Here is a 24,609-nt window from a genome sequence, read left to right as displayed (position 1 = left end):
TTCGTTGTATCCGAATTTACGCCCTCGGAGTGTTAGATCAAACGAAAGTAGCTTTCTGCAAAATCGGACACGTAGAACAGGGAAATAAACAAAATTTATAGATTTTTATAAGTTTATGGCAACGGATTATGATGACAGTAGTAATTGGATTAACGGGAGGCATTGCAAGTGGAAAAAGTACAGTGTCTCAAATGTTTCGTGAACTGAGTATACCAGTTATTGATGCAGATATTATTGCACGAGAAGTTGTAGAACGAGGAAAACCAGCATATAACAAAATTGTAGAAGTGTTTGGAACGGAAGTATTGCAAGAAGATGGAGAACTGGATCGTCCAAAATTAGGAAGTGTTGTTTTCTATAATGAAGAAAAACGATTGCAGTTAAATAAAATTGTTCACCCTGCAGTGCGTGAGGAAATGAATAGGCAAAAGGAAATGTACATAAAAGAAGATGTGCAAGCGGTTGTGTTAGATATTCCTCTCTTATTTGAAAGCAAATTAACAAGTCTCGTTGACCGCGTTTTAGTTGTAGCAGTTAAGCCGCATACGCAATTAGAGCGTTTAATGAAACGAAATAATTTTTCAGAAGAAGAAGCAATAGCGCGTATTCAATCTCAAATGCCGTTAGAAGAAAAAGTGAAACATGCAGATGAAGTGATAAATAATGATGGCACAATTATGGGAACGAAAACACAATTACAGGTTATTTTAAAGAATTGGAACATTATTGACTAAAAAATTGTGAAATTAATGAAAATGCTTAGTGACATATCTCCTTTTTGTGTTATACTATTATTGGGATTGGAGATAAATAGTATAACGCATTCAAGGGGGACAACATATTATGACTCGTGTGGCAATTAATGGATTTGGACGTATTGGGAGAATGGTATTTCGTCAGGCAATAAAAGAAAGCGCATTCGAAATTGTAGCAATCAATGCAAGCTATCCATCTGAAACGTTAGCACATTTAATTAAATATGATACAGTTCACGGCAAGTTTGACGGAACAGTAGAAGCATTTGAAGATCACTTATTAGTTGATGGGAAAATGATTCGCCTTTTAAACAACCGCGATCCAAAGGAATTGCCTTGGACAGATCTAGGTGTTGAAGTTGTAATTGAAGCAACTGGTAAATTTAATTCAAAAGAAAAAGCAATTCTTCATGTTGAAGCTGGAGCGAAAAAAGTTATTTTAACAGCGCCTGGTAAAAATGAAGATGTAACAATTGTAGTTGGTGTGAACGAAGACGAGTTAGATATTACAAAACATACTGTTATTTCAAATGCATCTTGCACAACAAACTGTTTAGCGCCTGTTGTTAAGGTGTTAGATGAGCAGTTTGGAATTGAAAACGGTTTAATGACGACTGTTCATGCTTATACAAATGACCAAAAAAATATTGATAACCCACATAAAGATTTAAGAAGAGCGCGTGCTTGCGGACAATCAATCATTCCGACAACGACAGGTGCTGCGAAAGCGCTAGCAAAAGTTCTTCCGCACTTAAACGGAAAACTTCATGGTATGGCACTTCGTGTACCAACGCCAAACGTGTCTCTTGTTGACTTAGTAGTAGATGTAAAACGTGATGTGACAGTTGAAGCTATTAATGAAGCATTCAAAACGGTTGCAAACGGTTCATTAAAAGGTATTGTAGAATTCAGCGAAGAGCCTTTAGTATCTATTGACTTTAATACAAATACACACTCAGCTATTATTGATGGTTTATCTACAATGGTAATGGGTGATCGTAAAGTGAAAGTACTTGCTTGGTATGATAATGAGTGGGGCTACTCTCGTCGTGTTGTAGATCTTGTAACGTTAGTTGTTGACGAATTAGCGAAGCAAAAAAAAATGCAACATATTTAAGTAAATAACGGAGAGGGCAAGTAAATATTTGCCCTCTTTTTTTTATTTTTTTCTGAAAAGGAAAAAAATTATAGGAGTATATTTTTGGAAGTGGACATACCACGAAACGTTGTGATTACTGTATTTGTGAATCATTTATTTTTTTTAGGGAAAAGTAAAGAGGAAAATATGACAGAAAATCGAAAAAACTGTTGTTGCAAAATGAAAATAAACAAAGTATACTAACACTCGTAAACTTAAGAGCTGAGGTACGTAGTCACTACTTAAAGGGTTAGGACCTCTCTGGACTAACTTTCCCCCGTGGTAGTGGAGCAAGCCAAATTGCAAATTAGTTTTCAATTCGAACAGTTAGAATAAATTTACAAGGGGGAACTGTAGAATGGATACTATGGATACGATGGGTCGTCACGTGATCGCTGAACTTTGGGATTGCGATTTCGACAAGCTTAATGACATGCCGTATATTGAACAATTATTTGTGGATGCAGCACTGAGAGCTGGTGCTGAAGTGCGTGAGGTTGCTTTCCATAAATTTGCACCACAAGGTGTAAGTGGAGTAGTAATTATCTCGGAATCACATTTAACAATTCATAGCTTTCCGGAGCACGGTTACGCAAGTATCGATGTTTATACTTGTGGGGATCGTATTGATCCAAATGTTGCTGCAGAATATATTGCAGAAGGTTTAAACGCGAAAACGCGTGAGAGCATCGAGCTTCCTCGAGGCACTGGTAGCTTCGAAATTAAGCAGAGAGAAACAAAAGCTCTTTAAAAAAGAACATAATTGATTTAAAATGTAAAGAGGTGTATAATGCACCTCTTTTTTAGTTTATAAAAAAGGAAAAATATAACGTACTCGTTAGGTAAATAAATTGAGCTCTTACGAATAAGTTAGCACCTCATCTACCATCTTATTTTTGAAAACGAGATGATAAAATAATGTGCTTAAACTTAAAGTGGTAAGAGAGTTAGAATGAGTTATATAATATTGTATATATATTGTCAGATGAAGTAAGTAGAGAAAAAATAAAGAGTATAGTGTAAAGGAGTGAATATATTGCGTTGTCCATCCTGTTCTCATAATGGTACAAGAGTGTTAGATTCGCGTCCGGTAGACGAGGGACGCTCTATTCGAAGAAGGAGAGAGTGTGAAAGTTGTTTAAGTCGCTTTACGACATTTGAAAGAGTAGAGGAGTCACCTCTTATCGTTGTAAAAAAAGAAGGCACACGAGAAGAGTTTAATAAAGAAAAGATTTTGCGCGGCTTAATTAAAGCGTGCGAAAAAAGACCAGTATCTTTAAGACAATTAGAAGAAGTAACTCAAAGTGTGGAACGTGAACTTCGTAATTTAGGTATATCAGAAGTGAAAAGTGATATGATTGGTGAAATTGTTATGGAAGAACTGCGTGATATTGATGATGTTGCTTACGTGCGTTTTGCTTCTGTATATCGCCAATTTAAAGATTTAAATGTATTTATTGAAGAATTAAAAGATATACTGCAAAAAGAAAGAGAGTAGAAGTTGTATTTTATTCTCTTTACATACAGTAAGTAATAAGATAAGAGAGCTAGAAGCGAAAGCTAATAGCTCTTTTTCGCTAAGAAATTATATAATGAAGATAGAACGAATGAAGTAGAGGATAGATTGGATGAGAGAAAGGAAAAGCAAGAATGGAAAAACAGTCATGGATGGAGCTATTGCCAATTGATCGTTATAAAGTAAGTGCGAAAGGGTTACTGCATAATTATGACCGAAAAGTGTTAACGATGTTGTATCAGCCGTTAATAGGTAGTAGAGCTTTTAGCTTGTACATGACGCTATGGGGAGAGTTAGAGCAAGATCGTGTGTTTGGAAAAGAGAATACACATCATTCCCTTATGGTGACCATGCAAATGCAGCTTCCCGAAATATATGAAGAACGAGTAAAGTTAGAGGCAATTGGGCTTTTGAAGGTATATATTAAGAAAGAAAAAGATATTCGAATGTTTATATACGAATTGCAACCACCTTTATCTCCGAAGCAGTTTTTTGATGATATTGTGTTAAGCATCTTTTTATACAATCGATTGAGTCGGACAAAATATAATCAAGTAAAGCAATATTTCTTAGAAGAAGAATTTGATTTTGATTCTTATGAGAATGTTACGCGTTCTTTCAATGATGTGTTTGGTTCGTTTAATCCAGGACAGCTTGAGCATGCGCAAGAAGATCTTCGTATTCCAAAAACGACAGCTATGCCAAGTAACGAGAAGGGAGACGCTCCGAAAGTTTGGAATGATTTCTTTGATTTCTCCTTATTTGTAGATGGCTTGTCCGCTCTTGTTCCTAAAAAGGCGATTACAGATCAAGTGCGAGAATGTGTCATTAAACTTGCTTACGTGTACGATGTAGATGTGTTATCGATGCAAAATATCGTTCTTGGTACGGTGACAGAGATGCAGACAATTGATATCGAAAGGCTTAGAAAAGGAGCACGTGATTGGTATCAGTTTGAAAACGGTCAAGCGTTACCTGTATTAAGTGAAAGAGTACAGCCTCACGCTGCACGTATGATGAAAGGGAAAGAGCCTTCTACGCAAGAAGAGATGTTAATAAAACAGTTAGAGGAAATCTCACCAAAACAACTATTGAAAGAAATCTCTGGTGGTGCAGAGGCGACAAAGGCTGACTTGCAAATCGTTGAAGATGTAATGATTAATCAAAAATTAACACCAGGTGTTGTGAATGTACTTATTTATTACGTTATGCTACGCTCAGATATGAAACTTGCGAAAACGTATGTGGAGAAAATTGCTGGGCATTGGGCACGTAAAAAGGTCGGTACAGTAGCTGAAGCAATGGCGTTAGCGAAAGAAGAAAATCGTCAATATCAAGAATGGGCTGAGACGAAGAAAAAAGGCCGTACGTCGAAGAAAACGGTACGACAAGAAATGGTACCAGATTGGCTGAAAGAAGAGCCGAAAGAACAAGAGAAAGAAACAGTGAAGAAAGATGTAAGTAAGAAAAAAGATGCAAGTACGTTAGATGATGAACGAAAACGACTAGAAGAAGTGTTAAAAAAATATAAGCGTGATTAATAGAAGAGAATGAACGCTCTTTGAGGTGAGAAAATGGAGCATATTCAAAATTCATTTGCAAAGTTAATGGAAAATAAAAATTTTAAAAATAGATATGAAGTATTAAAGGCGGAAGTAATGGCACATCCGCGTGTGAAAGAATTTATAGACGAACATCAAGGTGAAGTAACAACTTCTATGATTGAGCGCAGCCTTGTGAAGCTATACGAATATATTGGACAAAGTGTAGGTTGTGCGGATTGTCCGGATCTAGGTTCGTGTAAAAACATGCTGCAAGGATATGAGCCAAAGCTCGTTATCCAAGGGAAGATGATTGATATTCAATACGATCGTTGCGTTAGAAAAGTAGCATATGACGAGAGAAAGAAATATGAAAAACTCGTTCAAAGTGTATATATGCCAACGGACATTTTACAGGCAACGATGGAAAACTTAGATCCTTCAGATTTAGATGCGCGTATTGATGCGATTGGTGCGGCTAATGAATTTTTAAGTGCATATGAACCTGGTAAAAAAGTACAAGGTTTATATTTGTACGGTAAATTTGGTGTAGGGAAAACGTATTTGTTAGGAGCAATGGCGAATGAACTTGCTCAAAAGAAAATAAGTTCGATGCTCGTATACTTTCCTGAATTTTTACGTGAAATTAAAAGTTCGATTCAAGATAATTCGATTGGGGAAAAGATTGATGCGGTGAAACGCGTACAAGTTTTAATGCTAGATGATATCGGAGCAGAAGCGATGTCAAGCTTTGTGCGTGACGATGTGCTTGGTGCAATTTTGCAATTCCGTATGTTAGAAAACTTACCGACGTTCTTTACGTCTAACTTTGATTTCAAGGAATTGGAACATCATTTAACGTATACACAGCGTGGTGAAGCAGAACAAATGAAAGCAGCGCGTATTATGGAACGAATTAAATATTTAGCGAAGCCAATTCCGATCGGCGGGAAAAACCGACGTCATAAGTAAAGAGTAAGCTGAAAAGCTTGCTCTTTTTTCGTTTTGAACATTTTTCAGAATAGGTGAATTGTAAAACAAAAAGTTCTTATGGAAAATTCATTGTAGCTTGTATCATTTTTTTCTCCCTCCCTTAATATATATAAAATTAGCAAGCCATATCGAGTGGATTTTCTAACGATAGGAAATGTAATTCTACTAAGGGTGAACTTCACGCGGAATGGACTCTTATAGGATTTGTAACGTATAGATACAATCCTTTAGAGCAGGGATAAAAGGGGGGACAAAAGTGATTGAAATTTGCTTCGAAGAAAAAAATGATGCTATGCATGTATATAGACAACTATTGAAAAGAGCGGAACTGTTATATAAGGAAACGAGTGTGTATTTACAGGAACAAAAAGTGGTGATTCACATACCAGTATGTGAATCGAATTATATTGAAAAGATTTTATTGCCGGTAATGGTATATTTCATTGTGAATGTAAAACAAAATGAGTGGATTTATACAATCTTAAAAGAGAAGTTTTTTTATGAAGAAGAGGAAGAATGTCATCAAATATTGCATATGGCACAAGAGATTTTAAAGGGAAGAAGAAAAGGGATTGCTCGTGAATTAACACGTCACGCATTTGAATCATATATTGAATCTTCTTTAAATAACTGGCTTTGTGATCCGCTTTCGTTCTCGTTTTCATCATATGTTCGTTTTCGCCTTCGTACATATAGGGAAATGGTAGCTAAGCTTGCTGAATTGTCGATTGATGAGTATAAGTTGGAACAAGAATATCAAATGTTTATTGAGACGCTAAGGCAACAAGTGCGCAGCCGAAAATCACGTTTGTCCTGTGTGCATCTTATTTTTGATGAAAGCTTTATTTTCTATGACGATAAAGGTAGACGTTTAAAACAGGAAAAATTGGTCCAATATATAGATGAGGAATTATTAAAGCAAAAGGATGTATATATTGATACGAAAGTAATTGCACCACTTCTTTCTATTTCGCCGAAAAAAATTTATTTATATACGAAAGAACAAGACCATAATATGATTATTACTTTGCGAAATGTATTTCAAGAACGGGTACAATTACATGGATTACATGAGTTTGAGCGCAATGTGAAAAATTTAAAAAATAAAGGTAACGCCCTTGATTTTCTAAGTTTTTGAGCATATAATTACCTACATAAATGAAATATATTGAAATGTCATGATGAGGACATGAGTAGTTTTCTACGATTTTCAGAGAGGGAAGCCTTTGGGTGTGAGCTTCCTAGTACGGGATCATTACTTACCACCTCTAAACTTTAGCAGTGAACGTTTTTTCTAGTAATTGCTAACGGACAACACCGTTATGTTGAACTTGAGCAATTAACAATAAGGTTAATTGGAACAAGGGTGGAACCACGAATTCAACACTCGTCCCTTTTTACGGGATGAGTGTTTTTTATTTTGAAAAAAAAGAGGAGTGACCAGTGATGGCAGATGTAGTTAAAATTACTTTCCCTGATGGAGCTGTGAAGGAGTTTCCAAAAGGCGTAACAACTGAAGAAATCGCAGCTTCTATTAGCCCAGGCTTAAAGAAAAAAGCTGTGGCTGGAAAATTAAACGATGAGATGATCGATCTTGTTACACCAATCGAAGAAGATGGTGCAGTTTCTATTATTACATTAGATTCTGAAGATGGCTTATACATTTTACGCCATTCAACAGCCCACCTATTAGCACAAGCGTTAAAACGTTTATATAAAGATGTTAAGCTTGAGCTTGGCATTGGTCCAGTAATCGAAAATGGCTTCTACTACGATATTGATATGGAAGAAGCGATTACAGTTGAAGACTTCAAGAAAATCGAAAAAGAAATGCAAAAAATCGTGAACGAAAACTTAGAAATCGTTCGTCATGAAGTACCGCGTGCAGAAGCACTTCGTCGCTTTGAAGAAATCGACGATGAGTTAAAATTAGATTTAATTAACGATCTTCCAGAAGATGCAGTTATTTCAATCTATGAGCAAGGCGAATTCTTCGACCTTTGCCGTGGTGTTCACCTTCCATCTACAGGGAAAATTAAAGTGTTTAAATTATTAAGCGTTGCGGGTGCTTACTGGCGCGGCGATAGCAATAATAAAATGCTACAACGTATTTACGGTACTGCATTCGTTAAGAAAGCAGAATTAGATGAGCACTTACGTATGCTTGAAGAAGCGAAAGAGCGCGATCACCGTAAATTAGGTAAAGAATTAAAACTATTTACTAATAGCCAAAAAGTAGGACAAGGTTTACCACTTTGGTTACCAAAAGGTGCAACTATCCGCCGCATTATCGAGCGTTACATCGTTGATAAAGAAGCAAGCTTAGGCTATGATCACGTATACACTCCAGTACTAGGAAGCAGAGAGCTTTATGAAACTTCTGGTCACTGGAATCACTACCGTGATGGTATGTTCCCATCAATGGAAATGGATAATGAAGAGTTAGTACTTCGTCCAATGAACTGCCCTCACCACATGATGGTTTATAAAAATGATATTCACAGCTACCGTGAATTACCAATCCGTATTGCGGAACTTGGAACAATGCACCGCTATGAAATGTCTGGAGCATTATCTGGATTACAACGTGTACGCGGAATGACTTTAAACGATGCGCACATTTTCGTTCGCCCAGATCAAATTAAAGAAGAGTTAAAACGTGTTGTAAACTTAACGCTAGAAGTGTACAAAGATTTCGGTTTAGAGAACTATTCATTCCGTCTATCTTATCGTGACCCAGCTGATACTAAAAAGTACTATGCTGATGACGAGATGTGGGAAAAAGCACAAGGTATGTTAAAAGAAGCTATGGATGAAATGGGTCTTGATTACTATGAAGCTGAAGGTGAAGCGGCATTCTACGGTCCAAAACTTGACGTTCAAGTTCGTACTGCTCTTGGAAAAGACGAAACACTTTCAACTGTACAATTAGACTTCTTACTTCCAGAACGCTTTGAATTATCTTACGTTGGTGAAGACGGTAAACAACATCGTCCAGTTGTAATTCACCGTGGTGTTGTATCAACTATGGAACGTTTCGTAGCCTTCTTAATTGAAGAATACAAAGGTGCATTCCCAACTTGGTTAGCTCCAGTTCAAGCGCAAGTAATTCCAGTTTCTCCGCAAGTACATTTAGACTATGCGAAGAAAGTACAAGATGAATTACGTCGTGCTGGTATCCGTGTTGAATTAGATACTCGTGAAGAGAAAATTGGTTACAAAATCCGTGAAGCACAAATGCAAAAAATTCCGTACATGCTTGTAGTAGGTGACAATGAAGTAACTGAAAACGGCGTAAACGTACGTAAATATGGTGAACAAAAATCAGAAACAATTGCATTAGATGCTTTTGTTGATATGATTAAAGTAGAAGGAAAACGATAAGACAGAGCCGCGGTATACCGCGGCTTTCGTATGTATTATAAAAAAGAAAAACTAGAAAAAATAACCAAACTATACTTATCATAAAAAAGTATTGCAAGTATGTTAGTTGTTTGTTACAATATTTCTTGTTGTTAGTAAAACACATCGCGTCTTCTTGACAGACGTCATGTCCTATGATAAACTCATCAAGGATAATAGAATATTGTTTTGTGGAACAAGTAGAAGCACCCGCTTCTCACCTGATGGACGCATTCGCAGTTTACAGGTAAATGTATTTCTTACTTAAGAATTTACAAGTGTGGGTGTCGTATGCCCGCACTTTTTTTGTCGGGTTCTATGACTACAAAATATGTTCTGAAAAAACCTTGGAGGTGGCTTACTATTAGCAAGGATATGATGATTAACGAGCAAATTCGTGCACGTGAAGTACGTTTAGTTGGTGCAAATGGCGATCAACTTGGAATCAAGTCTCGTAATGACGCTTTAGACTTAGCTGCAAATCTTAATCTTGATTTAGTATTAGTTGCTCCAAATGCGAAACCGCCAGTATGCCGCATTATGGACTACGGTAAATTCCGCTTTGAGCAACAGAAGAAAGAAAAAGAACAGCGCAAAAATCAAAAAGTAATTAGCATGAAAGAAGTTCGTTTAAGTCCAACAATTGATGAACACGACTTTAACACAAAACTTCGTAATGCTATCAAGTTTTTAGAGAAAGGCGACAAGGTTAAAGCGTCAATTCGCTTTAAAGGACGTGCCATTACTCATAAAGAAATCGGTCAACGTGTTTTAGATCGCTTCTCAGAAGCTTGTGCTGAAGTTAGTACAATTGAATCTAAACCTAAAATGGAAGGACGTAGTATGTTCTTAGTTTTAGCACCGAAAAACGATAAGTAATAGATAGAGGAGGAAATACCTATGCCTAAACAAAAAACTCATCGCGGCTCTGCAAAGCGTTTCAAAAAGACTGGATCAGGTAAACTGAAACGTTCTCACGCTTACACAAGCCATTTATTCGCTAACAAATCTACAAAAGCTAAACGTAAACTACGTAAAGCTGGTGTAGTAAGCGCTGGTGACTTCAAACGCATTCGTCAAATGCTTGACAACTTAAAATAAGTTCGGCTGATATATAGAACAATTAGGAGGTAATATTATGCCAAGAGTAAAAGGTGGTACAGTTACTCGTCAACGTCGTAAAAAAGTTATAAAATTAGCAAAAGGTTACTACGGTTCTAAGAGTACATTATTCAAGGTTGCTAACCAACAGGTTATGAAATCTCTAATGTATGCATTCCGTGACCGTCGTCAAAAGAAACGTGACTTCCGTAAATTATGGATTACACGTATCAACGCAGCAGCTCGTATGAATGGTCTTTCTTACAGCCGCTTAATGCACGGTCTTAAAAATGCTGGCATCGAAGTTAACCGCAAGATGCTTGCTGACTTAGCTGTTCATGACGAAAAAGCTTTCGCTGAATTAGCAACAGTTGCAAAAAACAACATTAACTAATTAATTAGTTGAAACCTTAGAAGATTTTTCTTCTAAGGTTTTTTATTTGTATGCAAAGAGAAGTATGTCGTTATCGATATGACAAAATCAATATAAAAGCTATAGCGATATAGAAGAATATATATGAAGCCAGGAGAAAATTCTCCTGGCTTTTTTCAATTATCCCCCTTTGGAAAGAAGAGTATCTTTCCTACCTGAAACGACACTGCTATAATGGAAAGATGATATGGAACTTTCATCAGATAAAATAAATTTTTTATCAGTGGACAATCCCCGGATAATGATTAACTATCACCAATCGGAGTGAACAATCTAATAGTGATGATTGAAACGTATTTGTAAATTAAGGACAAGCTATTTTGTAAAGAGATAAATGGCTGACTTATTAATAAGAAACAAAAAATAATAATGAACTTTGAGATGAAACAACATTGTTGCGTAAAATGCGATGTTGGAGGAGGACAATAGAATGGACTTACTACAACTATTTAAATTACAAAAAGAATTAGATGACCGTATTGTGAAAGAGCATGACTTACAACCGAAAAAGTTGTTAAAAGAAAAAATGTTAGCTCTTCTTGTAGAAATTGGAGAACTTGCAAATGAAACACGTTGTTTTAAATATTGGAGCAACAAACCAGCATCAGAACGTGAAGTAATATTAGAAGAATACGTAGATGGCTTGCATTTTATTTTATCAATCGGAATTGATTTAGGTATTGATAAAAACTTCCTATTCTATAAATGTGCACAAACGAATAAAACGCAAGTAGAAATTTTCTTAGACACATATGCGAAAGTAATTCGTTTTACAGATCAACCATCTATTACGAACTATATTGAATTATTTACAAGCTACCTTCGACTTGGACAAGCGCTAGAGTTTGAGCAAGAAGAAATTGAAAAGGCATATTTAGATAAAAATGAAGTGAATCATCAGCGTCAAACACAAGGATACTGATTTAATTTTTGAATATTTCAATTTCCTTTTGTATAATGAAGTGACTCAAGAAAAAGGAGGGTGTTGGCAATGACAAAATTAGACGCGACATTGACAATGCTAAAAGAATTAACAGATGCACGTGGTATTGCGGGTAACGAGCGTGAACCACGCGAAGTAATGAAGAAATATATTGAGCCGTTTGCGGACGAACTTTCTACTGATAATTTAGGAAGTTTAGTTGCGAAAAAAGTTGGGGAAGAAAACGGTCCAAAAATTATGGTTGCAGGTCATTTAGATGAAGTTGGCTTTATGATTACGCAAATTGATGACAAAGGTTTCCTTCGTTTCCAAACAGTTGGTGGCTGGTGGTCACAAGTTATGCTTGCGCAGCGCGTGACAATTGTAACACGTAAAGGAGATGTAACAGGTGTAATTGGTTCAAAACCACCGCACATCTTACCGCCAGAAGCGCGTAAAAAGCCAGTTGATATTAAAGACATGTTCATCGATATTGGTGCTTCTAGCCAAGAGGAGGCAATGGAGTGGGGCGTACGACCAGGAGATCAAGTTGTACCTTACTTTGAATTCCAAGTGATGAAAAATGAAAAAATGTTACTTGCAAAAGCATGGGATAACCGAATTGGTTGTGCAATTGCAATCGACGTATTAAAACAATTAAAAGATGAAAAGCATCCAAACATTGTATACGGCGTAGGGACTGTACAAGAAGAAGTTGGTCTTCGTGGAGCGAAAACATCTGCGAATTATATTAAACCAGATATCGCGTTCGCAGTAGATGTTGGTATCGCTGGAGATACGCCAGGTGTAACGGCAAAAGAAGCGCAAAGTAAAATGGGCGATGGACCACAGATCATTTTATATGATGCTTCTGTTATTGGACATACAGGTTTACGTGACTTTGTAGTTGATGTTGCTGACGAACTACAAATCCCGTATCAATATGATTCAGTAGCGGGCGGTGGAACGGATGCAGGCGCAATTCACATTTCTGTAAATGGTATTCCGTCTATGGCAATTACGATTGCGACACGCTACATTCATTCTCATGCGGCAATGTTACACCGTGATGACTATGAGAATGCAGTGAAGTTAATTGTAGAAGTTATTAAACGTCTTGATAAAGAGGCTGTACATAACATTACATTTAATTAATAGAAAAAGCGAAGGAGATTCTCCTTCGCTTTTTCTGCTTTAAAAAGGTCTTTCTAATCCTGCAGCAGTATGAGCTCCTAAAATAATTAAACGAGTTAATTGCATGGCCATAAAATGCGGGGTATAAATCATCCCTCTTTTTAACCATGACATAATCATCCCGATATGAGCTCCTGTCACATAACTAATTAAAATATCACGAGGAACCATAAGGTCTTTATCATCTGGCTGTGAAATAGACAAGCTTAATGTTAAATGTGTTTGTATTGTTTTCATCATTTTATAAGAGTAGTTTCCAGCGGCTTTATCACCAAGCATAACGTTATAGAAGTTCACATTTTCTGCAATATGTTCGAATAAAGCTAAAAAGGTTGGATTTGGTGAATCAAATGTAAGTTGAAATTCTTCTTTATTTTTATTTTTCGGTTTGATTACTTCCGTTAACTTCTCTAACATTTCTTCAATGCTTTTGTCTAATAAATCATATTTATCATGGTAATGGCTATAAAACGTAGCGCGATTTACAGGAGCACGTTCTGCAATATGTTGAACAGTTACATTTTCAAACCCTTTTTCGCCTACTAAAGCGACAAAAGCATCCTGTATGAGTTGTCTCGTCCGCTTTACACGTGGATCATTTGTATTTTTAATAGACATTTTTGCTTCTCCTCGTTTAATTTTTCACACTTAAACAACACGATGGTATTATATTGTTGTTTAAGCGACATTTCATACGTAAATTGTTGGTTGTAGATTCAAAATAATTATTTATAATTATAAACGATAGTCCTTCAGAAATCAGCACCGCTCGCAGGTAGACATATTTTAGTTTACGCTGTAAATGGTGTGATTTTTTTGTTTAAAAGTTAATATAATTAACAATTAAACAGTCTAAACAATAAGGACGTGAATAGTTTAGAAAAAATTATATGCGATATAAGGAGAGGAATGCAATGAATCAGTTTCGAAGAATGGTGATTATCAACATTATCACATTAATTGTACTAGTTGGCGGCGGTATTGGCGGTTATTACTATTACAATCAAGCGGAAAATTATTTGAAAACAGAAAATGCAAAAATTGATGGAAAAGTAATTCCGATTGCATCACCAGTAGCAGGTAAATTAACTGACTGGAAAGCTGAAGTAGGAAAGAACTACAACGAGAATGATAAATTAGGTGCTGTTACTGTAGCGGCAGCAAATGGAGAGCAAACAGTAGACGTAACAATTCCGCAAAATGCAACAGTTGTACAATCAAACGCGACGACAAATGCTTTCGTTGGAGCAGGTAGCCCAATTGCTTATGCATTTGATATGAACAACTTATGGGTAACAGCAAACATTGAAGAAACAGATGTTGACGATGTACAAAAAGGTCAAGATGTAGATGTGTATGTAGATGCATACCCAGATACAACGTTATCAGGAAAAGTGGAGCAAGTGGGATTAACAACAGCGAATACATTCTCTATGTTACCATCAAGCAACGCAACAGCGAACTATACGAAAGTAACACAAGTAGTACCAGTTAAAATTTCTTTAGATCATAGCAAATCAGTAAATATTGTTCCTGGCATGAATGTGACAGTTCGTATTCATAAGTAAGGGGGAGATGAGATGTCCTCAATCGTAATTGTAGGATATGCACTATTTTGTATAATCGTCTTCTTCCTTGTAAATCGTCTTTTACGAAAGAAAAAAACGAATGTGGGAGAAGAACAAGTCCCAGCCGTAAATAAAATAGAAGTAAGTAAAGTAGAAACAGAAGAGAAGGAAATTGAACGAAAGCAAGAAGTAGAAATTTCTAATGTAGTTGAGTTAGAAACAGGGAAGCAAGAAGAAGTGCCGAAAAAACAAATGTTTACGCCTACAGAGAATGTGAACGTAAAAGCAGTTGTAGCTGTATTAATTCTCGGTATGTTCGTTTCTATTTTAAATCAAACAATCATTAACGTTGCATTACCTCCGTTAATGAATGAATTTAACGTATCAACTTCAACAGCACAATGGTTAATTACAGGTTTCATGCTTGTAAATGGTATTTTAGTACCGATTAGTGCCTTTTTAGTTTCACGATTTACGTATCGTAAATTATTCGTAGCGGCCATGTTATTCTTCACGGTAGGATCTATCATTTGTGCTACTTCAGGAAACTTTACGATGATGATGACGGGCCGCGTTATTCAAGCGGTTGGTGCAGGTATTTTAATGCCGGTTGGTATGAATATCTTCATGACATTGTTCCCGCCTCATAAGCGTGGAGCGGCGATGGGATTACTAGGTGTAGCGATGATTTTAGCTCCAGCTATCGGACCAACTGTAACAGGTTGGGTAATTGAAAATTACAGCTGGAACTTAATGTTCTACGGAATGTTTGTAATTGGTTTAATTATTACGTTCCTATCTTTAAAATTCTTTACACTAGCTCAGCCGGTATCTAAAACGAAATTAGATGTATTCGGTGTTGTTAGTTCAAGTATTGGATTAGGTAGCTTATTGTACGGATTTAGTGAAGCAGGAAATAATAGTTGGACTAGTGCAGAGGTTGTTATTTCGCTTATCATTGGTGTAGTAGGTATTGCGGTATTTATTTGGAGAGAGTTAACAACGGACAATAAAATGCTTGATTTACAAGTGTTTAAATACCCCGTATTTACTTTTACTTTAGTAATTAATGCAATCGTTACGATGGCATTATTCGGAGGTATGTTATTGCTTCCAGTATACTTGCAAAACATTCGCGGTTTCACACCGATTGAATCAGGTTTATTATTACTACCAGGATCATTAATTATGGGTATCATGGGACCTATTGCAGGTAAACTATTTGATAAGTATGGTATTCGTCCGTTAGCAATTGTCGGATTAGCCATTACAACATTTGCGACATATGAATTCACAACGTTATCGATGGATACACCATATAGCGTTATTATGATGGATTATATTATACGTTCGATTGGTATGTCCTTCATTATGATGCCAATTATGACAGCTGGTATGAACGCACTGCCGATGAAATTAATTTCTCACGGTACAGCAACGCAAAATACGTCAAGACAAGTAGCTGGTTCAATCGGAACGGCGATATTAATTACACTTATGACGCAACAAACGACTGCTCACGTAGCAGATTACGGCAACATGTTAACGACGTCAAACCCAATTTTAGTTGATAAAGTACACGGTATGGGCCAAAGTTTAGCAGCGATTGCCGGATCAGCTCAAGCAGGAGATGCGATGAGCACGCAGCTATTATTCGGACAAATTTCAAAGCTATCTGCAATTAACGGTATTAACGATGCCTTCTTAATTGCAACGATATTAGCAGGTATTGCTTGGGTATTATCGTTCTTCTTACCGTCAGGCAATAAACCAAATAGAAAAGCAGGGAATTAATTTCCCTGCTTTTTTACTTTTAACCATTAAATTTCACACTAATATAGTCCAAACAATACTCTTCTCTAATATCGGTAGAAACTGTACGTATCTTAACAGTGATGCCAAATTTAGATAAATAATCCATCATTTTATTTATCTTTTCTTCATTTACGATAAGTGGTGGTGGGAATAAAAATGTACCTTCATCCTCAAAATTTTCCGCATTTTCATCTGCAACCTTTAGATTGGATATAAAATCATCAAATTTTAATGGGGCACTTGAACCTCTCCGATAAAAAAAAATTTCTCTTTTTTTATGCAAAGAATCAAAATCTAACACAGCAAATTTATTTGCTTCATCATTAAAAAAGGAAAAAATATCTGAATAAGAAGAATCCCATTCTTTATCAACTAATGTTTTATAAATCAAATCCATTGCCTCATGTGTCATATGAGATGTTTGAATATCATTATCTTCTACATTCACTTCTACTTCCTCAAAGAATGGACGCATTTCATCAACTTGACTCTCATTTGTAATAAAAGGAATATAGGAGACTAATGTATGTCCCTCATTTACTTTAGATTTAAACCATTGATAAATAAAAGTATTAAACACATGGAATTTACCATACGAACTTACCCCTTTTATTTTATTCTCCAAGTGTAACTCCTCCCGCAGAAGAACCATTAGGTGAAACACCCATTGATGTTGTAACTTGTACGGCTGTTTTTACAGCTATATATTTCTTTTTACCTGTGTAATGCCAACAATGATTAAAAAACTGCTAACGATAAATGCGCATAGCATTAAAGTAAGAGCTAAAATCATCCAAGTTAATATTCCGAACACTTCTGTATTACCTCCGATTTATGGGGTTCTAAAAAATATTATATATAGAATGAATCCCCTACAGACATAAGTACCCAGAAGATAACCCCTAATATTCCAGCGATAAAAATAATGAATCCCATATTACGTATACTTTTAATTTTTGCTTGTAATCCACTTAATCCTGCGAATAATCCAGTTAAAGAAAATAGCGTCCAGTATAGAGAAGTTGGAATAGGGAAGATTGTATCGATATTAATCCCTGTACTTAAAAAAACAAAAGGTAGTGTGACGAAGGATAGGCTAAGTAGCCCCATTAAACCAACAAATAATTTACGATGTTTCATGCTAGTAACAATTAAAAAAATACCACCGAAAAATCCACATAAAACAAGAAGTGGCATATAAACAATCCAAAGTAAGCTAAACATATGTAATCTCCTTCTATGTAATGAGTTATATTTTACTACATAAGGTTTATTTTAGGTATTATTAATAAATGTGTATAAATTGATAGAAATGAGAAGTAATGATACGAATTAATAAAAGAGGTATCGTGATGATACCTCTTTTTAACTCAAGAATGCTAACATATTATTCATAATATGAAATAACATAGCCGGAATAATGGATTTTGTTTTTTTACATAAAATAGCCATTAATAATCCCATGAAGAAAGTAATTACCATTACTCCAAGTGAGTATGTATGAGCGATACCGAAGAAGAAACTTGTTATGATGGCTGCAATCGAAAATGGAAAGCGCTCTGAGAAGAAGCGAAGTATAAAGCCACGGAAAATAAGCTCTTCAAAAATTGGTGTAAGTATTGCGAAACCGAGAAGTAATAATATTTGATACTGTTTAAAAACGTCTAAGTTTAATGCGGAAGATTGCTGCTTTGTTGCGTCTTGGAACACATAATTTAACAATATGTAATTGAGTATAATGTTTATAGCGAAGAAAAGAAGTAAGTATACGTATGTACGCCATTCTTTAAGTGCTTTAAAGTTAAAAGATTGTAGTAGTAATTTTTTTGCGGGTTCGAATTTAAAAATGAAGAATAACAACACGGCTAGTTGTAATACGATACTTGCAGTATTTGCAATAGATTCATACAGGGCAATTTGTTTTTTATCTGTAAGACCAGCTGTATAAATTGTTAAGGGCATTGCGAGGAACACAGTAATAAGTCCGGTTCCGAAAAAAGCGAATAAAACGGAGCTAATAAATTGTCCCCATGACATAGAGTATTTCTGTTCATTAGAAAGTTGTGTAGCGGGTTGCATTTATAAAATCACCTCTTTATATTTGTATATTTAATTATAAAGTGTTTTGTTTTTATATGTAATATTTAAATATTACATATAAAGGTGTATTTTCCATAAAATAATAAAAGAGGTATCACCCTATAGTGATGCCTCTTTCTCATTGATAACTATGTTCTGCCTTGTTATTAGATTTCGATCGCTCTATTTGTAATTCACGCTCTACCAATCGGTCTAACTGCTGAATAGCTTTAAGTGCTTTTTCATAAGAAATCGTTCTATAATGGTGCGCTCCGCCCGGTTCTTCATCTGCTTCGTCTGCCCATTTAATAATGTTTTGAAGAGATGTTCTTTCAATTTCTTGCTGTACTAAGAAAGAATCTGTATGAAGAAGAATCGCGATAGAAATTTCTTTTGCTAGTTTCGGATGTTCTCCTAATCTAATAAGCAATTTATGAGCTCTTTCTGCTCCTTTAATTGCATGTATATCATTCTTTTTATACAAGTCATAGTCCCATTCTCCCTCACTGTACCATGTGTGATGTCCGATATCATGAAGGAAACCAGCTTTTGTTGCAGCATCGACTGAGGCATGATGCTTTTTCGCTAAGTGAAACGCATGGTAAGCGACAGCAATCGCGTGGACCATTCCAGAACGGTTTACATATTTTTGTGTAATGTGATGTTTAAAAACTTGTTCAAGCGTAATACGTTGCATAAAACATTCACTCCTTTTTATCTAATGGTGTCTATAAGAAAATCGATCGGTTTAAATGTATTTTGAATATTGTACTCCATCGGGATAGCGTTAGTAAAGTAGAAATGTTTAGGAGAAGAAAAATTTTATAGACATAAAAGGTCACCTTAGTTTTTTTCTAAGGTGACCTTTTATTGTTTATTTTTTTAAACCTTGCTCCAGTGTTCCTAACATTTCGTGTTTTTCATTTTCATCAGCATTTTTCCAAATGACTTCGAATAAAACGCCAAGACCTGGAAGCATTTTTTCTTCACCGCTTTGAATTGCATCGACAATCGTTTCTTGTAATTGATCTTGTGAATTTCCAGATACATTCGCTAATACAGCACCGCGTAAATTAAAACTCATTATCTTCACCTCTTCTTCAGAATTGAAACTGACGTTAGTTTTTGTTCTTTTTTATGTAAATATGTATGAAAAATAGGCTATAATGATAAGACAAGAAGAGAGGGAAATACATATTATGAAAAACATTGATTCAGTGCAAAATCCGCGTGTGAAGCAGTGGAAAAAGCTGCAGACGAAAAAAGAGCGCGATAAAAAAGGTTTATTTTTTGTAGAAGGATTCCACTTAGTGGAGGAAGCTTTAAAAGCGGGAGTTGTAACAGAACTTATCGTTTCTGATCAGACAGATCTTCCGAAAGATTGGACAGTTAATGATGTGGAAATGTATATCGTACCTGAAGCAATCGTAAAAGTACTTCGTGAAACAGAAACGACGCAAGGGGTATTTGCTGTTTGTGAGAAACACGAGAGTGCAGTAGCTCTTGCTGATGGGAAGTTTCTTTTATTAGATGGTCTTCAAGACCCAGGCAACTTAGGGACAATTATTCGTACAGCTGATGCAGCTGGTATTCATGCCGTTGTGCTTGGAGAAGGATGCGTTGATGCATATAATAGTAAAGTGCTTCGCTCTACACAAGGTTCTATTTTCCATTTACCAGTTGTAAAAGGTAACTTAGAAGAATGGGTAGACAAGTTAAAAGAAAATAACGTTCCTGTATATGGAACAGCTCTTGAAAATGGGGTTCCGTATGGTGAAGTAACACCAGCTGGTAGTTTTGCATTAATTGTAGGAAATGAAGGGAACGGCGTAAGCCAAGAAATTCTTGCAAAAAGTGATCAAAACTTGTATATTCCGATTTACGGCGGGGCAGAATCATTAAATGTTGCGGTTGCAGCAGGGATTTTAACGTATTATTTACAAAGCCCAGTTGCGAACAAATAAAAAACTTCTTATAATAAGTTGAAGTATATTATATTAAAAGTTAAATAACGAAAAACGTTGATAGAGAAGAGTAACTTACAAAATCGCCATATAGGGAGAGAATGCCTTAGACTGAAAGCATTCTTATGGTAGACGGAAGTGAATTCACCTCTTGAGTTGACGCCAGGACCATATATATGTAAAGGCGTTCCGGTCAGAATTGATCGTTATAACTAATGAGTGGGCAGACCTGGTCTGTCAATTTAGGGTGGTACCGCGAATTTACCTCGTCCCTTTTTGGGAGCGAGGTTTTTTTATTTTTAAAATTAGGAGGGTTCCAAATGGAAGCACGTTTAAAAGAGCTAAAGCAAAAAGCGTTAGAGCTTATTGAAGAAGCGAAAGAGCTAAAGGGCTTAAACGACGTACGCGTAGCGTATTTAGGGAAAAAAGGTCCAATTACAGAAGTATTACGCGGCATGGGAAAATTATCAGCAGAAGAGCGTCCACGTATGGGAGCATTAGTAAATGAAGTACGTGAAGCAATTCAAACGCGTTTAGACGACAAAATTGGTAACTTAGAAAAAGCAGTAATTGAAGCGAAATTAGCTACTGAAACAATTGATGTTACATTACCAGGTCGTCCTGTTGAAACAGGTTGTCACCATCCGTTAACAGCTGTTGTTGAGCAAATTGAAGATGTATTCATCGGTATGGGTTATGAAGTAGCTGAAGGAACAGAAGTAGAAAAAGACTACTACAACTTCGAAGCATTAAACTTACCGAAAGATCACCCAGCGCGTGACATGCAAGATACATTCTACATTACAGAAGAAACGTTACTACGTACACATACATCTTCTGTGCAAGCACGTACGATGGAAAATAATAAAGAAAAAGGCCCAATTAAAATTATTTGTCCTGGTAAAGTGTATCGCCGCGATGATGATGATGCGACGCATTCACACCAGTTCATGCAAATTGAAGGTCTTGTAATTGATAAAAACATTCGCATGAGTGACTTAAAAGGTACACTGCAAGTATTCGTGAAAAAGATGTTCGGTGAAGATCGTGAAATCCGTCTTCGTCCAAGTTTCTTCCCATTCACAGAGCCATCTGTAGAGATGGATATTTCTTGTATGATGTGTCACGGCAAAGGTTGCGGCACTTGTAAAGGAACTGGTTGGATCGAAATTTTAGGCGCAGGTATGGTTCACCCGAACGTACTTGAAATGGCTGGTTATGATTCAAAAGAATATCAAGGTTTCGCATTCGGTATGGGCGCAGAGCGTATCGCAATGTTGAAATACGGCGTAGATGACATTCGTCATTTCTATACAAATGATGTACGTTTCTTACAACAATTCAAACGAGCGTAAGGGAAGGAGAGGATAAGTATGTTCGTATCATATCGTTGGTTACAAGAGTATGTAGATATTAAAGATGTAACAGCACAAGAACTAGCAGACAAAATCACGAAAAGTGGTATTGAAGTAGAAGGTGTTGAAGTATTAAATAAAGGTGTAAAAGGTGTTGTAGTAGGTCACGTATTAGAATGTGAAAAACACCCAGAAGCTGATAAGTTAAGCAAATGCTTAATCGATATCGGTGAAGAAGAGCCAGTTCAAATTATTTGTGGAGCTGCTAACATTGCAAAAGGTTTAAAAGTACCAGTTGCAAAAGTTGGCGCTGTACTTCCTGGAAACTTCAAAATTAAAAAAGCAAAACTACGCGGTGAAGCTTCTCACGGTATGGTTTGTGCGCTTCAAGAGCTTGGCATTGATGGAAAGTTAGTTGCGAAAGAATACGCAGACGGTATCTTCATCTTCCCAAGTGACGCTGAAGTTGGTGCAGACGCACTTGAAATTTTAAATTTACATGATGAAGTACTTGAGCTTGGTTTAACACCAAACCGTGCAGATTGCTTAAACATGTTAGGTGTTGCATATGAAGTCGCTGCTATTTATGGCCGTGAAGTAAAACTTCCAGCTATCAGCTTACAAGAAACAGCAGAAAAAACTTCTGATTACATTTCTGTAAGTGTAGAAGCTAAAGAAGAAAACCCATTATATATTGCAAAAATGGTGAAGGACGTAAAGATTGGTCCATCACCAATGTGGATGCAAACGCGCCTTATGGCAGCTGGCATTCGTCCAATTAGCAATGTAGTTGATATTACTAACTACATTTTAATGGAATACGGTCAACCGTTACATGCATTCGATTACGATAAATTAGGTTCAAAAGAAATCGTTGTTCGTCTTGCAAAAGAAGGCGAAAAAATTGAAACGTTAGATGATCAAGAGCGTACGTTACAAAGCCACCACCTTGTAATTACAAACGGAACAAAAGCTTTAGCTGTTGCTGGTGTAATGGGCGGAGCGGATTCTGAAGTTACAAATGAGACAGTGAACGTTTTAATCGAGTCTGCATACTTTGCAGGTCAAACAGTGCGCCGTACATCAAAAGACTTAGGTCTTCGCAGTGAATCAAGTGCACGTTTTGAAAAAGGAATCGACCCAACACGTACATTTGAAGCCATTCAACACGCAGCTGCTTTAATGGCGAAATACGCTGGCGGAGAAGCACTTGAAGGTGTAGTAGAAGCTGACAACTTACAAGTACAAGAGCGTACAGTATCTGTTACTGCTGAAAAAGTAAACCGTGTATTAGGTACAGATATTTCTGCAAGTGAAATGGGTACGATGTTCACAAACTTGAAGTTCCCATTCACAGAAGTAGAAGGAACATTCCATGTGAATGTACCAGCACGTCGTCCTGATATTACAATTTCAGAAGACTTAGTAGAAGAAGTGGGCCGCCTATACGGTTATGACCACATTCCAGTTACATTACCTTCTGGAACAATGACACGTGGTAAATTAACAGCAGCACAAACGAAACGTCGTAAAGTACGTCGCTTCTTAGAAGGTGCGGGTCTATATGAAGCAATCACGTATTCATTAACAAGCGCTGACAAAGCGAAACAATATATGGTTGAGCCAAACGAAAAGGCGCCTGTAAACCTTGCGCTTCCAATGAGTGAAGAGCGTAGCCAACTTCGTCTAAGCTTAGTGCCACAGTTGTTAGAAGCAGTTTCATACAATGTTGCACGTAAAAACGATAGCGTTGCTTTATACGAAGTAGGTTCTATCTTCTTACCAACAGAAGCAGGAGAACTTCCGAAAGAAGAACAACATCTTGCAGGTGTTATGACAGGTCTTGCTCTTCACCATGCATGGCAAGGTGAGAAGAAATTAGTAGACTTCTTCGTTGTGAAAGGTGTACTAGAAGGGTTATTCGACGTACTTGGCGTTGCAAACCAAATCACATATGCACCAGCAAAACGTGAAGGTATGCACCCAGGTCGTACAGCTGACATCGTATTAGATGGCGAAGTAATTGGTTTCATCGGTCAATTGCACCCAGAAGCAGAAAAACAATTAGATGTGAAAAATACATTCGTATTCGAACTATCTCTTGTAAAAGTATTCGGTGCAGACGCAGAAGAAACTTACTACGCAGCAATTCCACGTTTCCCATCTATGACACGTGATATGGCTGTTGTCGTAACGAAAGAAACAAAAGCTGGCGAAATGAAGCAAGTCATTGCTGAAGCTGGTGGAGAACTTCTGAAAGACGTAACGTTATTCGACTTATACGAAGGTGAAAAAATGGAAGAAGGCAAGAAATCACTTGCATTCTCTATGACCTACTTCGATGCAGAACGTACGTTAACAGACGAAGAAGTAACAGAAGCACATAACCGTGTATTAACAACGGTAGAAGAGAAATTTGGTGCGGAGTTACGTAAGTAATAAAAGATTGCCGGATTAATTCCGGCAATTTTTTTATGGCACGACGATATATGATAAAAATCGCCGATAAATATTAAGGTATCTTGCATCTTTCTCTCGAATGTAGTACATTAATTTTAGTTTAACAAAATGAAAGACGATGATAAGGAAAAGTAGTATATACTATAATCCAAAGCGAGTCAGGGACGGTGAGAGCCTGATGAGGCGGTATATGTGAAGAACACCTTGGAGTTGCTAACCGAAATTGAAACTTATATTCAAGAGTAGGCTTAGACGGGAATCCGGCCTGTTACAAACCGGGAAGTATGTATTACATACGAGTTAAAGTTGGTCTTTATGACAAATTGGGTGGTACCGCGAAGTTTAACCTTTCGTCCCTTTATGGATGAAAGGT

General features: G+C 36.6%; 24 protein-coding genes, 1 pseudogene and 4 other annotated features. Of the genes and pseudogenes, 18 read left to right on the top strand and 7 right to left on the bottom strand.

Annotated features, from left to right (window positions below):
- Positions 1 to 131: 131 nt before the first annotated feature.
- The 13 genes from coaE to F8162_RS13160 all read left to right on the top strand — a co-directional run bounded on the left by coaE (position 132) and on the right by F8162_RS13160 (position 12,956).
- Positions 132 to 734 carry a dephospho-CoA kinase gene (coaE, locus tag F8162_RS13220; RefSeq protein WP_151633875.1) on the top strand — a complete coding sequence of 201 codons (603 nt, stop codon included), beginning with the start codon at positions 132 to 134 and terminating at the stop codon, positions 732 to 734.
- Between the two features lie 109 nt (positions 735 to 843).
- On the top strand, positions 844 to 1,872 hold the full coding sequence (locus F8162_RS13215; RefSeq protein ID WP_151633329.1) for a glyceraldehyde-3-phosphate dehydrogenase: 1,029 nt from the start codon (positions 844 to 846) through the stop codon (positions 1,870 to 1,872).
- Positions 1,873 to 2,260: 388 nt separating this feature from the next.
- Positions 2,261 to 2,644 carry an adenosylmethionine decarboxylase gene (speD, locus tag F8162_RS13210; protein WP_002003660.1) on the top strand — a complete coding sequence of 128 codons (384 nt, stop codon included), beginning with the start codon at positions 2,261 to 2,263 and terminating at the stop codon, positions 2,642 to 2,644.
- Positions 2,645 to 2,929: 285 nt separating this feature from the next.
- Positions 2,930 to 3,391: a transcriptional regulator NrdR gene (gene nrdR, locus F8162_RS13205; protein ID WP_001203687.1), complete on the top strand. Its 462-nt coding sequence runs from the start codon at positions 2,930 to 2,932 to the stop codon at positions 3,389 to 3,391.
- Between the two features lie 152 nt (positions 3,392 to 3,543).
- Complete coding sequence (locus F8162_RS13200; protein WP_151633331.1) at positions 3,544 to 4,950, top strand: replication initiation and membrane attachment family protein; 1,407 nt, start codon at positions 3,544 to 3,546, stop codon at positions 4,948 to 4,950.
- Positions 4,951 to 4,983: 33 nt separating this feature from the next.
- The gene (gene dnaI / locus F8162_RS13195; RefSeq protein WP_151633333.1) at positions 4,984 to 5,922 is read left to right on the top strand and encodes a primosomal protein DnaI; all 939 of its coding nucleotides are present in this window, start codon (positions 4,984 to 4,986) and stop codon (positions 5,920 to 5,922) included.
- Positions 5,923 to 6,199: 277 nt separating this feature from the next.
- Positions 6,200 to 7,081 (top strand): putative sporulation protein YtxC, encoded by an 882-nt coding sequence (ytxC, locus tag F8162_RS13190; RefSeq protein ID WP_151633335.1) that lies wholly within the window; start codon positions 6,200 to 6,202, stop codon positions 7,079 to 7,081.
- A gap of 31 nt (positions 7,082 to 7,112) precedes the next feature.
- Positions 7,113 to 7,341: a binding site (T-box leader), on the top strand.
- 48 nt (positions 7,342 to 7,389) lie between these two features.
- Positions 7,390 to 9,327, top strand: coding sequence for a threonine--tRNA ligase (gene thrS, locus F8162_RS13185; RefSeq protein ID WP_151633337.1), 1,938 nt, complete (start codon positions 7,390 to 7,392; stop codon positions 9,325 to 9,327).
- A 210-nt stretch (positions 9,328 to 9,537) separates the two neighbouring features.
- Positions 9,538 to 9,658 (top strand) — a sequence feature (ribosomal protein L20 leader region).
- Between the two features lie 62 nt (positions 9,659 to 9,720).
- Positions 9,721 to 10,224: a translation initiation factor IF-3 gene (gene infC / locus F8162_RS13180; protein ID WP_000973214.1), complete on the top strand. Its 504-nt coding sequence runs from the start codon at positions 9,721 to 9,723 to the stop codon at positions 10,222 to 10,224.
- Between the two features lie 21 nt (positions 10,225 to 10,245).
- Positions 10,246 to 10,446 (top strand): 50S ribosomal protein L35, encoded by a 201-nt coding sequence (gene rpmI / locus F8162_RS13175; protein WP_001125946.1) that lies wholly within the window; start codon positions 10,246 to 10,248, stop codon positions 10,444 to 10,446.
- 37 nt (positions 10,447 to 10,483) lie between these two features.
- Positions 10,484 to 10,840, top strand: coding sequence for a 50S ribosomal protein L20 (gene rplT, locus F8162_RS13170; protein WP_001138364.1), 357 nt, complete (start codon positions 10,484 to 10,486; stop codon positions 10,838 to 10,840).
- Between the two features lie 469 nt (positions 10,841 to 11,309).
- The gene (locus F8162_RS13165; protein WP_000365057.1) at positions 11,310 to 11,801 is read left to right on the top strand and encodes a dUTP diphosphatase; all 492 of its coding nucleotides are present in this window, start codon (positions 11,310 to 11,312) and stop codon (positions 11,799 to 11,801) included.
- Between the two features lie 69 nt (positions 11,802 to 11,870).
- On the top strand, positions 11,871 to 12,956 hold the full coding sequence (locus tag F8162_RS13160; protein ID WP_151633339.1) for a M42 family metallopeptidase: 1,086 nt from the start codon (positions 11,871 to 11,873) through the stop codon (positions 12,954 to 12,956).
- 39 nt (positions 12,957 to 12,995) lie between these two features.
- Here F8162_RS13160 and F8162_RS13155 read toward each other — a convergent pair whose 3' ends face one another.
- The gene (locus tag F8162_RS13155; protein WP_151633341.1) at positions 12,996 to 13,613 is read right to left on the bottom strand and encodes a TetR/AcrR family transcriptional regulator; all 618 of its coding nucleotides are present in this window, start codon (positions 13,611 to 13,613) and stop codon (positions 12,996 to 12,998) included.
- 296 nt (positions 13,614 to 13,909) lie between these two features.
- Between F8162_RS13155 and F8162_RS13150 the strand changes: the two genes are divergently transcribed.
- Both F8162_RS13150 and F8162_RS13145 read left to right on the top strand, forming a co-directional pair.
- Positions 13,910 to 14,563: an HlyD family secretion protein gene (locus F8162_RS13150; protein ID WP_071710402.1), complete on the top strand. Its 654-nt coding sequence runs from the start codon at positions 13,910 to 13,912 to the stop codon at positions 14,561 to 14,563.
- A gap of 12 nt (positions 14,564 to 14,575) precedes the next feature.
- Complete coding sequence (locus tag F8162_RS13145) at positions 14,576 to 16,357, top strand: DHA2 family efflux MFS transporter permease subunit (RefSeq protein ID WP_151633343.1); 1,782 nt, start codon at positions 14,576 to 14,578, stop codon at positions 16,355 to 16,357.
- A 19-nt stretch (positions 16,358 to 16,376) separates the two neighbouring features.
- Here the strand turns inward: F8162_RS13145 and F8162_RS13140 are convergent, their stop codons facing one another.
- The 6 genes and pseudogenes from F8162_RS13140 to sspI all read right to left on the bottom strand — a co-directional run bounded on the left by F8162_RS13140 (position 16,377) and on the right by sspI (position 19,541).
- Entirely contained in the window at positions 16,377 to 17,003 is a 627-nt protein-coding gene (locus F8162_RS13140) for a hypothetical protein (RefSeq protein ID WP_151633345.1), read from the bottom strand.
- 99 nt (positions 17,004 to 17,102) lie between these two features.
- A pseudogene (locus F8162_RS13135) lies at positions 17,103 to 17,192 on the bottom strand (ammonia permease); the annotation flags it as partial.
- A 38-nt stretch (positions 17,193 to 17,230) separates the two neighbouring features.
- Positions 17,231 to 17,602: a DNA-binding protein gene (locus F8162_RS13130; protein WP_151633347.1), complete on the bottom strand. Its 372-nt coding sequence runs from the start codon at positions 17,600 to 17,602 to the stop codon at positions 17,231 to 17,233.
- Between the two features lie 141 nt (positions 17,603 to 17,743).
- Positions 17,744 to 18,457 carry a CPBP family intramembrane glutamic endopeptidase gene (locus F8162_RS13125; RefSeq protein WP_151633349.1) on the bottom strand — a complete coding sequence of 238 codons (714 nt, stop codon included), beginning with the start codon at positions 18,455 to 18,457 and terminating at the stop codon, positions 17,744 to 17,746.
- Between the two features lie 139 nt (positions 18,458 to 18,596).
- Positions 18,597 to 19,154: an HD domain-containing protein gene (locus F8162_RS13120; RefSeq protein ID WP_151633351.1), complete on the bottom strand. Its 558-nt coding sequence runs from the start codon at positions 19,152 to 19,154 to the stop codon at positions 18,597 to 18,599.
- A 177-nt stretch (positions 19,155 to 19,331) separates the two neighbouring features.
- Positions 19,332 to 19,541: a small acid-soluble spore protein SspI gene (sspI, locus tag F8162_RS13115; protein ID WP_000009511.1), complete on the bottom strand. Its 210-nt coding sequence runs from the start codon at positions 19,539 to 19,541 to the stop codon at positions 19,332 to 19,334.
- 82 nt (positions 19,542 to 19,623) lie between these two features.
- Between sspI and F8162_RS13110 the strand changes: the two genes are divergently transcribed.
- From F8162_RS13110 to pheT, 3 genes are all read left to right on the top strand, one after another.
- Positions 19,624 to 20,421, top strand: a complete 798-nt coding sequence (locus F8162_RS13110) for a TrmH family RNA methyltransferase (protein ID WP_151633353.1) — start codon at positions 19,624 to 19,626, stop codon at positions 20,419 to 20,421.
- A 48-nt stretch (positions 20,422 to 20,469) separates the two neighbouring features.
- Positions 20,470 to 20,698 (top strand) — a binding site (T-box leader).
- A gap of 43 nt (positions 20,699 to 20,741) precedes the next feature.
- Entirely contained in the window at positions 20,742 to 21,776 is a 1,035-nt protein-coding gene (pheS, locus tag F8162_RS13105) for a phenylalanine--tRNA ligase subunit alpha (protein WP_000388217.1), read from the top strand.
- Between the two features lie 18 nt (positions 21,777 to 21,794).
- A complete protein-coding gene (pheT, locus tag F8162_RS13100) occupies positions 21,795 to 24,215 on the top strand; it encodes a phenylalanine--tRNA ligase subunit beta (protein WP_151633355.1) in 2,421 nt (806 codons plus the stop codon).
- 130 nt (positions 24,216 to 24,345) lie between these two features.
- Positions 24,346 to 24,597 (top strand) — a binding site (T-box leader).
- The last annotated feature ends 12 nt before the right edge of the window (positions 24,598 to 24,609 follow it).

The sequence above is a fragment of the Bacillus sp. CH140a_4T genome (genome assembly GCF_008923725.1).
GTDB lineage: Bacteria > Bacillota > Bacilli > Bacillales > Bacillaceae_G > Bacillus_A.
The sequence above is the reverse complement of the archived record's forward strand: the minus strand, read 5'-3'. Positions and strand labels throughout refer to the sequence as shown.

Excerpts from the sequence above, each read along its gene's own strand:
- infC (WP_000973214.1), top strand. The coding sequence starts at position 9,721 with ATGATGATTAACGAGCAAATTCGTGCACGTGAAGTACGTTTAGTTGGT.
- pheT (WP_151633355.1), top strand. The coding sequence starts at position 21,795 with ATGTTCGTATCATATCGTTGGTTACAAGAGTATGTAGATATTAAAGAT.
- F8162_RS13130 (WP_151633347.1), bottom strand. The coding sequence starts at position 17,602 with ATGTTTAGCTTACTTTGGATTGTTTATATGCCACTTCTTGTTTTATGT.
- F8162_RS13215 (WP_151633329.1), top strand. The coding sequence starts at position 844 with ATGACTCGTGTGGCAATTAATGGATTTGGACGTATTGGGAGAATGGTA.
- rplT (WP_001138364.1), top strand. The coding sequence starts at position 10,484 with ATGCCAAGAGTAAAAGGTGGTACAGTTACTCGTCAACGTCGTAAAAAA.
- F8162_RS13155 (WP_151633341.1), bottom strand. The coding sequence starts at position 13,613 with ATGTCTATTAAAAATACAAATGATCCACGTGTAAAGCGGACGAGACAA.
- F8162_RS13160 (WP_151633339.1), top strand. The coding sequence starts at position 11,871 with ATGACAAAATTAGACGCGACATTGACAATGCTAAAAGAATTAACAGAT.
- coaE (WP_151633875.1), top strand. The coding sequence starts at position 132 with ATGACAGTAGTAATTGGATTAACGGGAGGCATTGCAAGTGGAAAAAGT.
- F8162_RS13110 (WP_151633353.1), top strand. The coding sequence starts at position 19,624 with ATGATAAGACAAGAAGAGAGGGAAATACATATTATGAAAAACATTGAT.
- speD (WP_002003660.1), top strand. The coding sequence starts at position 2,261 with ATGGATACGATGGGTCGTCACGTGATCGCTGAACTTTGGGATTGCGAT.
- thrS (WP_151633337.1), top strand. The coding sequence starts at position 7,390 with ATGGCAGATGTAGTTAAAATTACTTTCCCTGATGGAGCTGTGAAGGAG.
- F8162_RS13125 (WP_151633349.1), bottom strand. The coding sequence starts at position 18,457 with ATGCAACCCGCTACACAACTTTCTAATGAACAGAAATACTCTATGTCA.
- sspI (WP_000009511.1), bottom strand. The coding sequence starts at position 19,541 with ATGAGTTTTAATTTACGCGGTGCTGTATTAGCGAATGTATCTGGAAAT.
- F8162_RS13165 (WP_000365057.1), top strand. The coding sequence starts at position 11,310 with ATGGACTTACTACAACTATTTAAATTACAAAAAGAATTAGATGACCGT.
- F8162_RS13120 (WP_151633351.1), bottom strand. The coding sequence starts at position 19,154 with ATGCAACGTATTACGCTTGAACAAGTTTTTAAACATCACATTACACAA.
- rpmI (WP_001125946.1), top strand. The coding sequence starts at position 10,246 with ATGCCTAAACAAAAAACTCATCGCGGCTCTGCAAAGCGTTTCAAAAAG.
- F8162_RS13145 (WP_151633343.1), top strand. The coding sequence starts at position 14,576 with ATGTCCTCAATCGTAATTGTAGGATATGCACTATTTTGTATAATCGTC.
- dnaI (WP_151633333.1), top strand. The coding sequence starts at position 4,984 with ATGGAGCATATTCAAAATTCATTTGCAAAGTTAATGGAAAATAAAAAT.
- pheS (WP_000388217.1), top strand. The coding sequence starts at position 20,742 with ATGGAAGCACGTTTAAAAGAGCTAAAGCAAAAAGCGTTAGAGCTTATT.
- F8162_RS13200 (WP_151633331.1), top strand. The coding sequence starts at position 3,544 with ATGGAAAAACAGTCATGGATGGAGCTATTGCCAATTGATCGTTATAAA.
- F8162_RS13150 (WP_071710402.1), top strand. The coding sequence starts at position 13,910 with ATGAATCAGTTTCGAAGAATGGTGATTATCAACATTATCACATTAATT.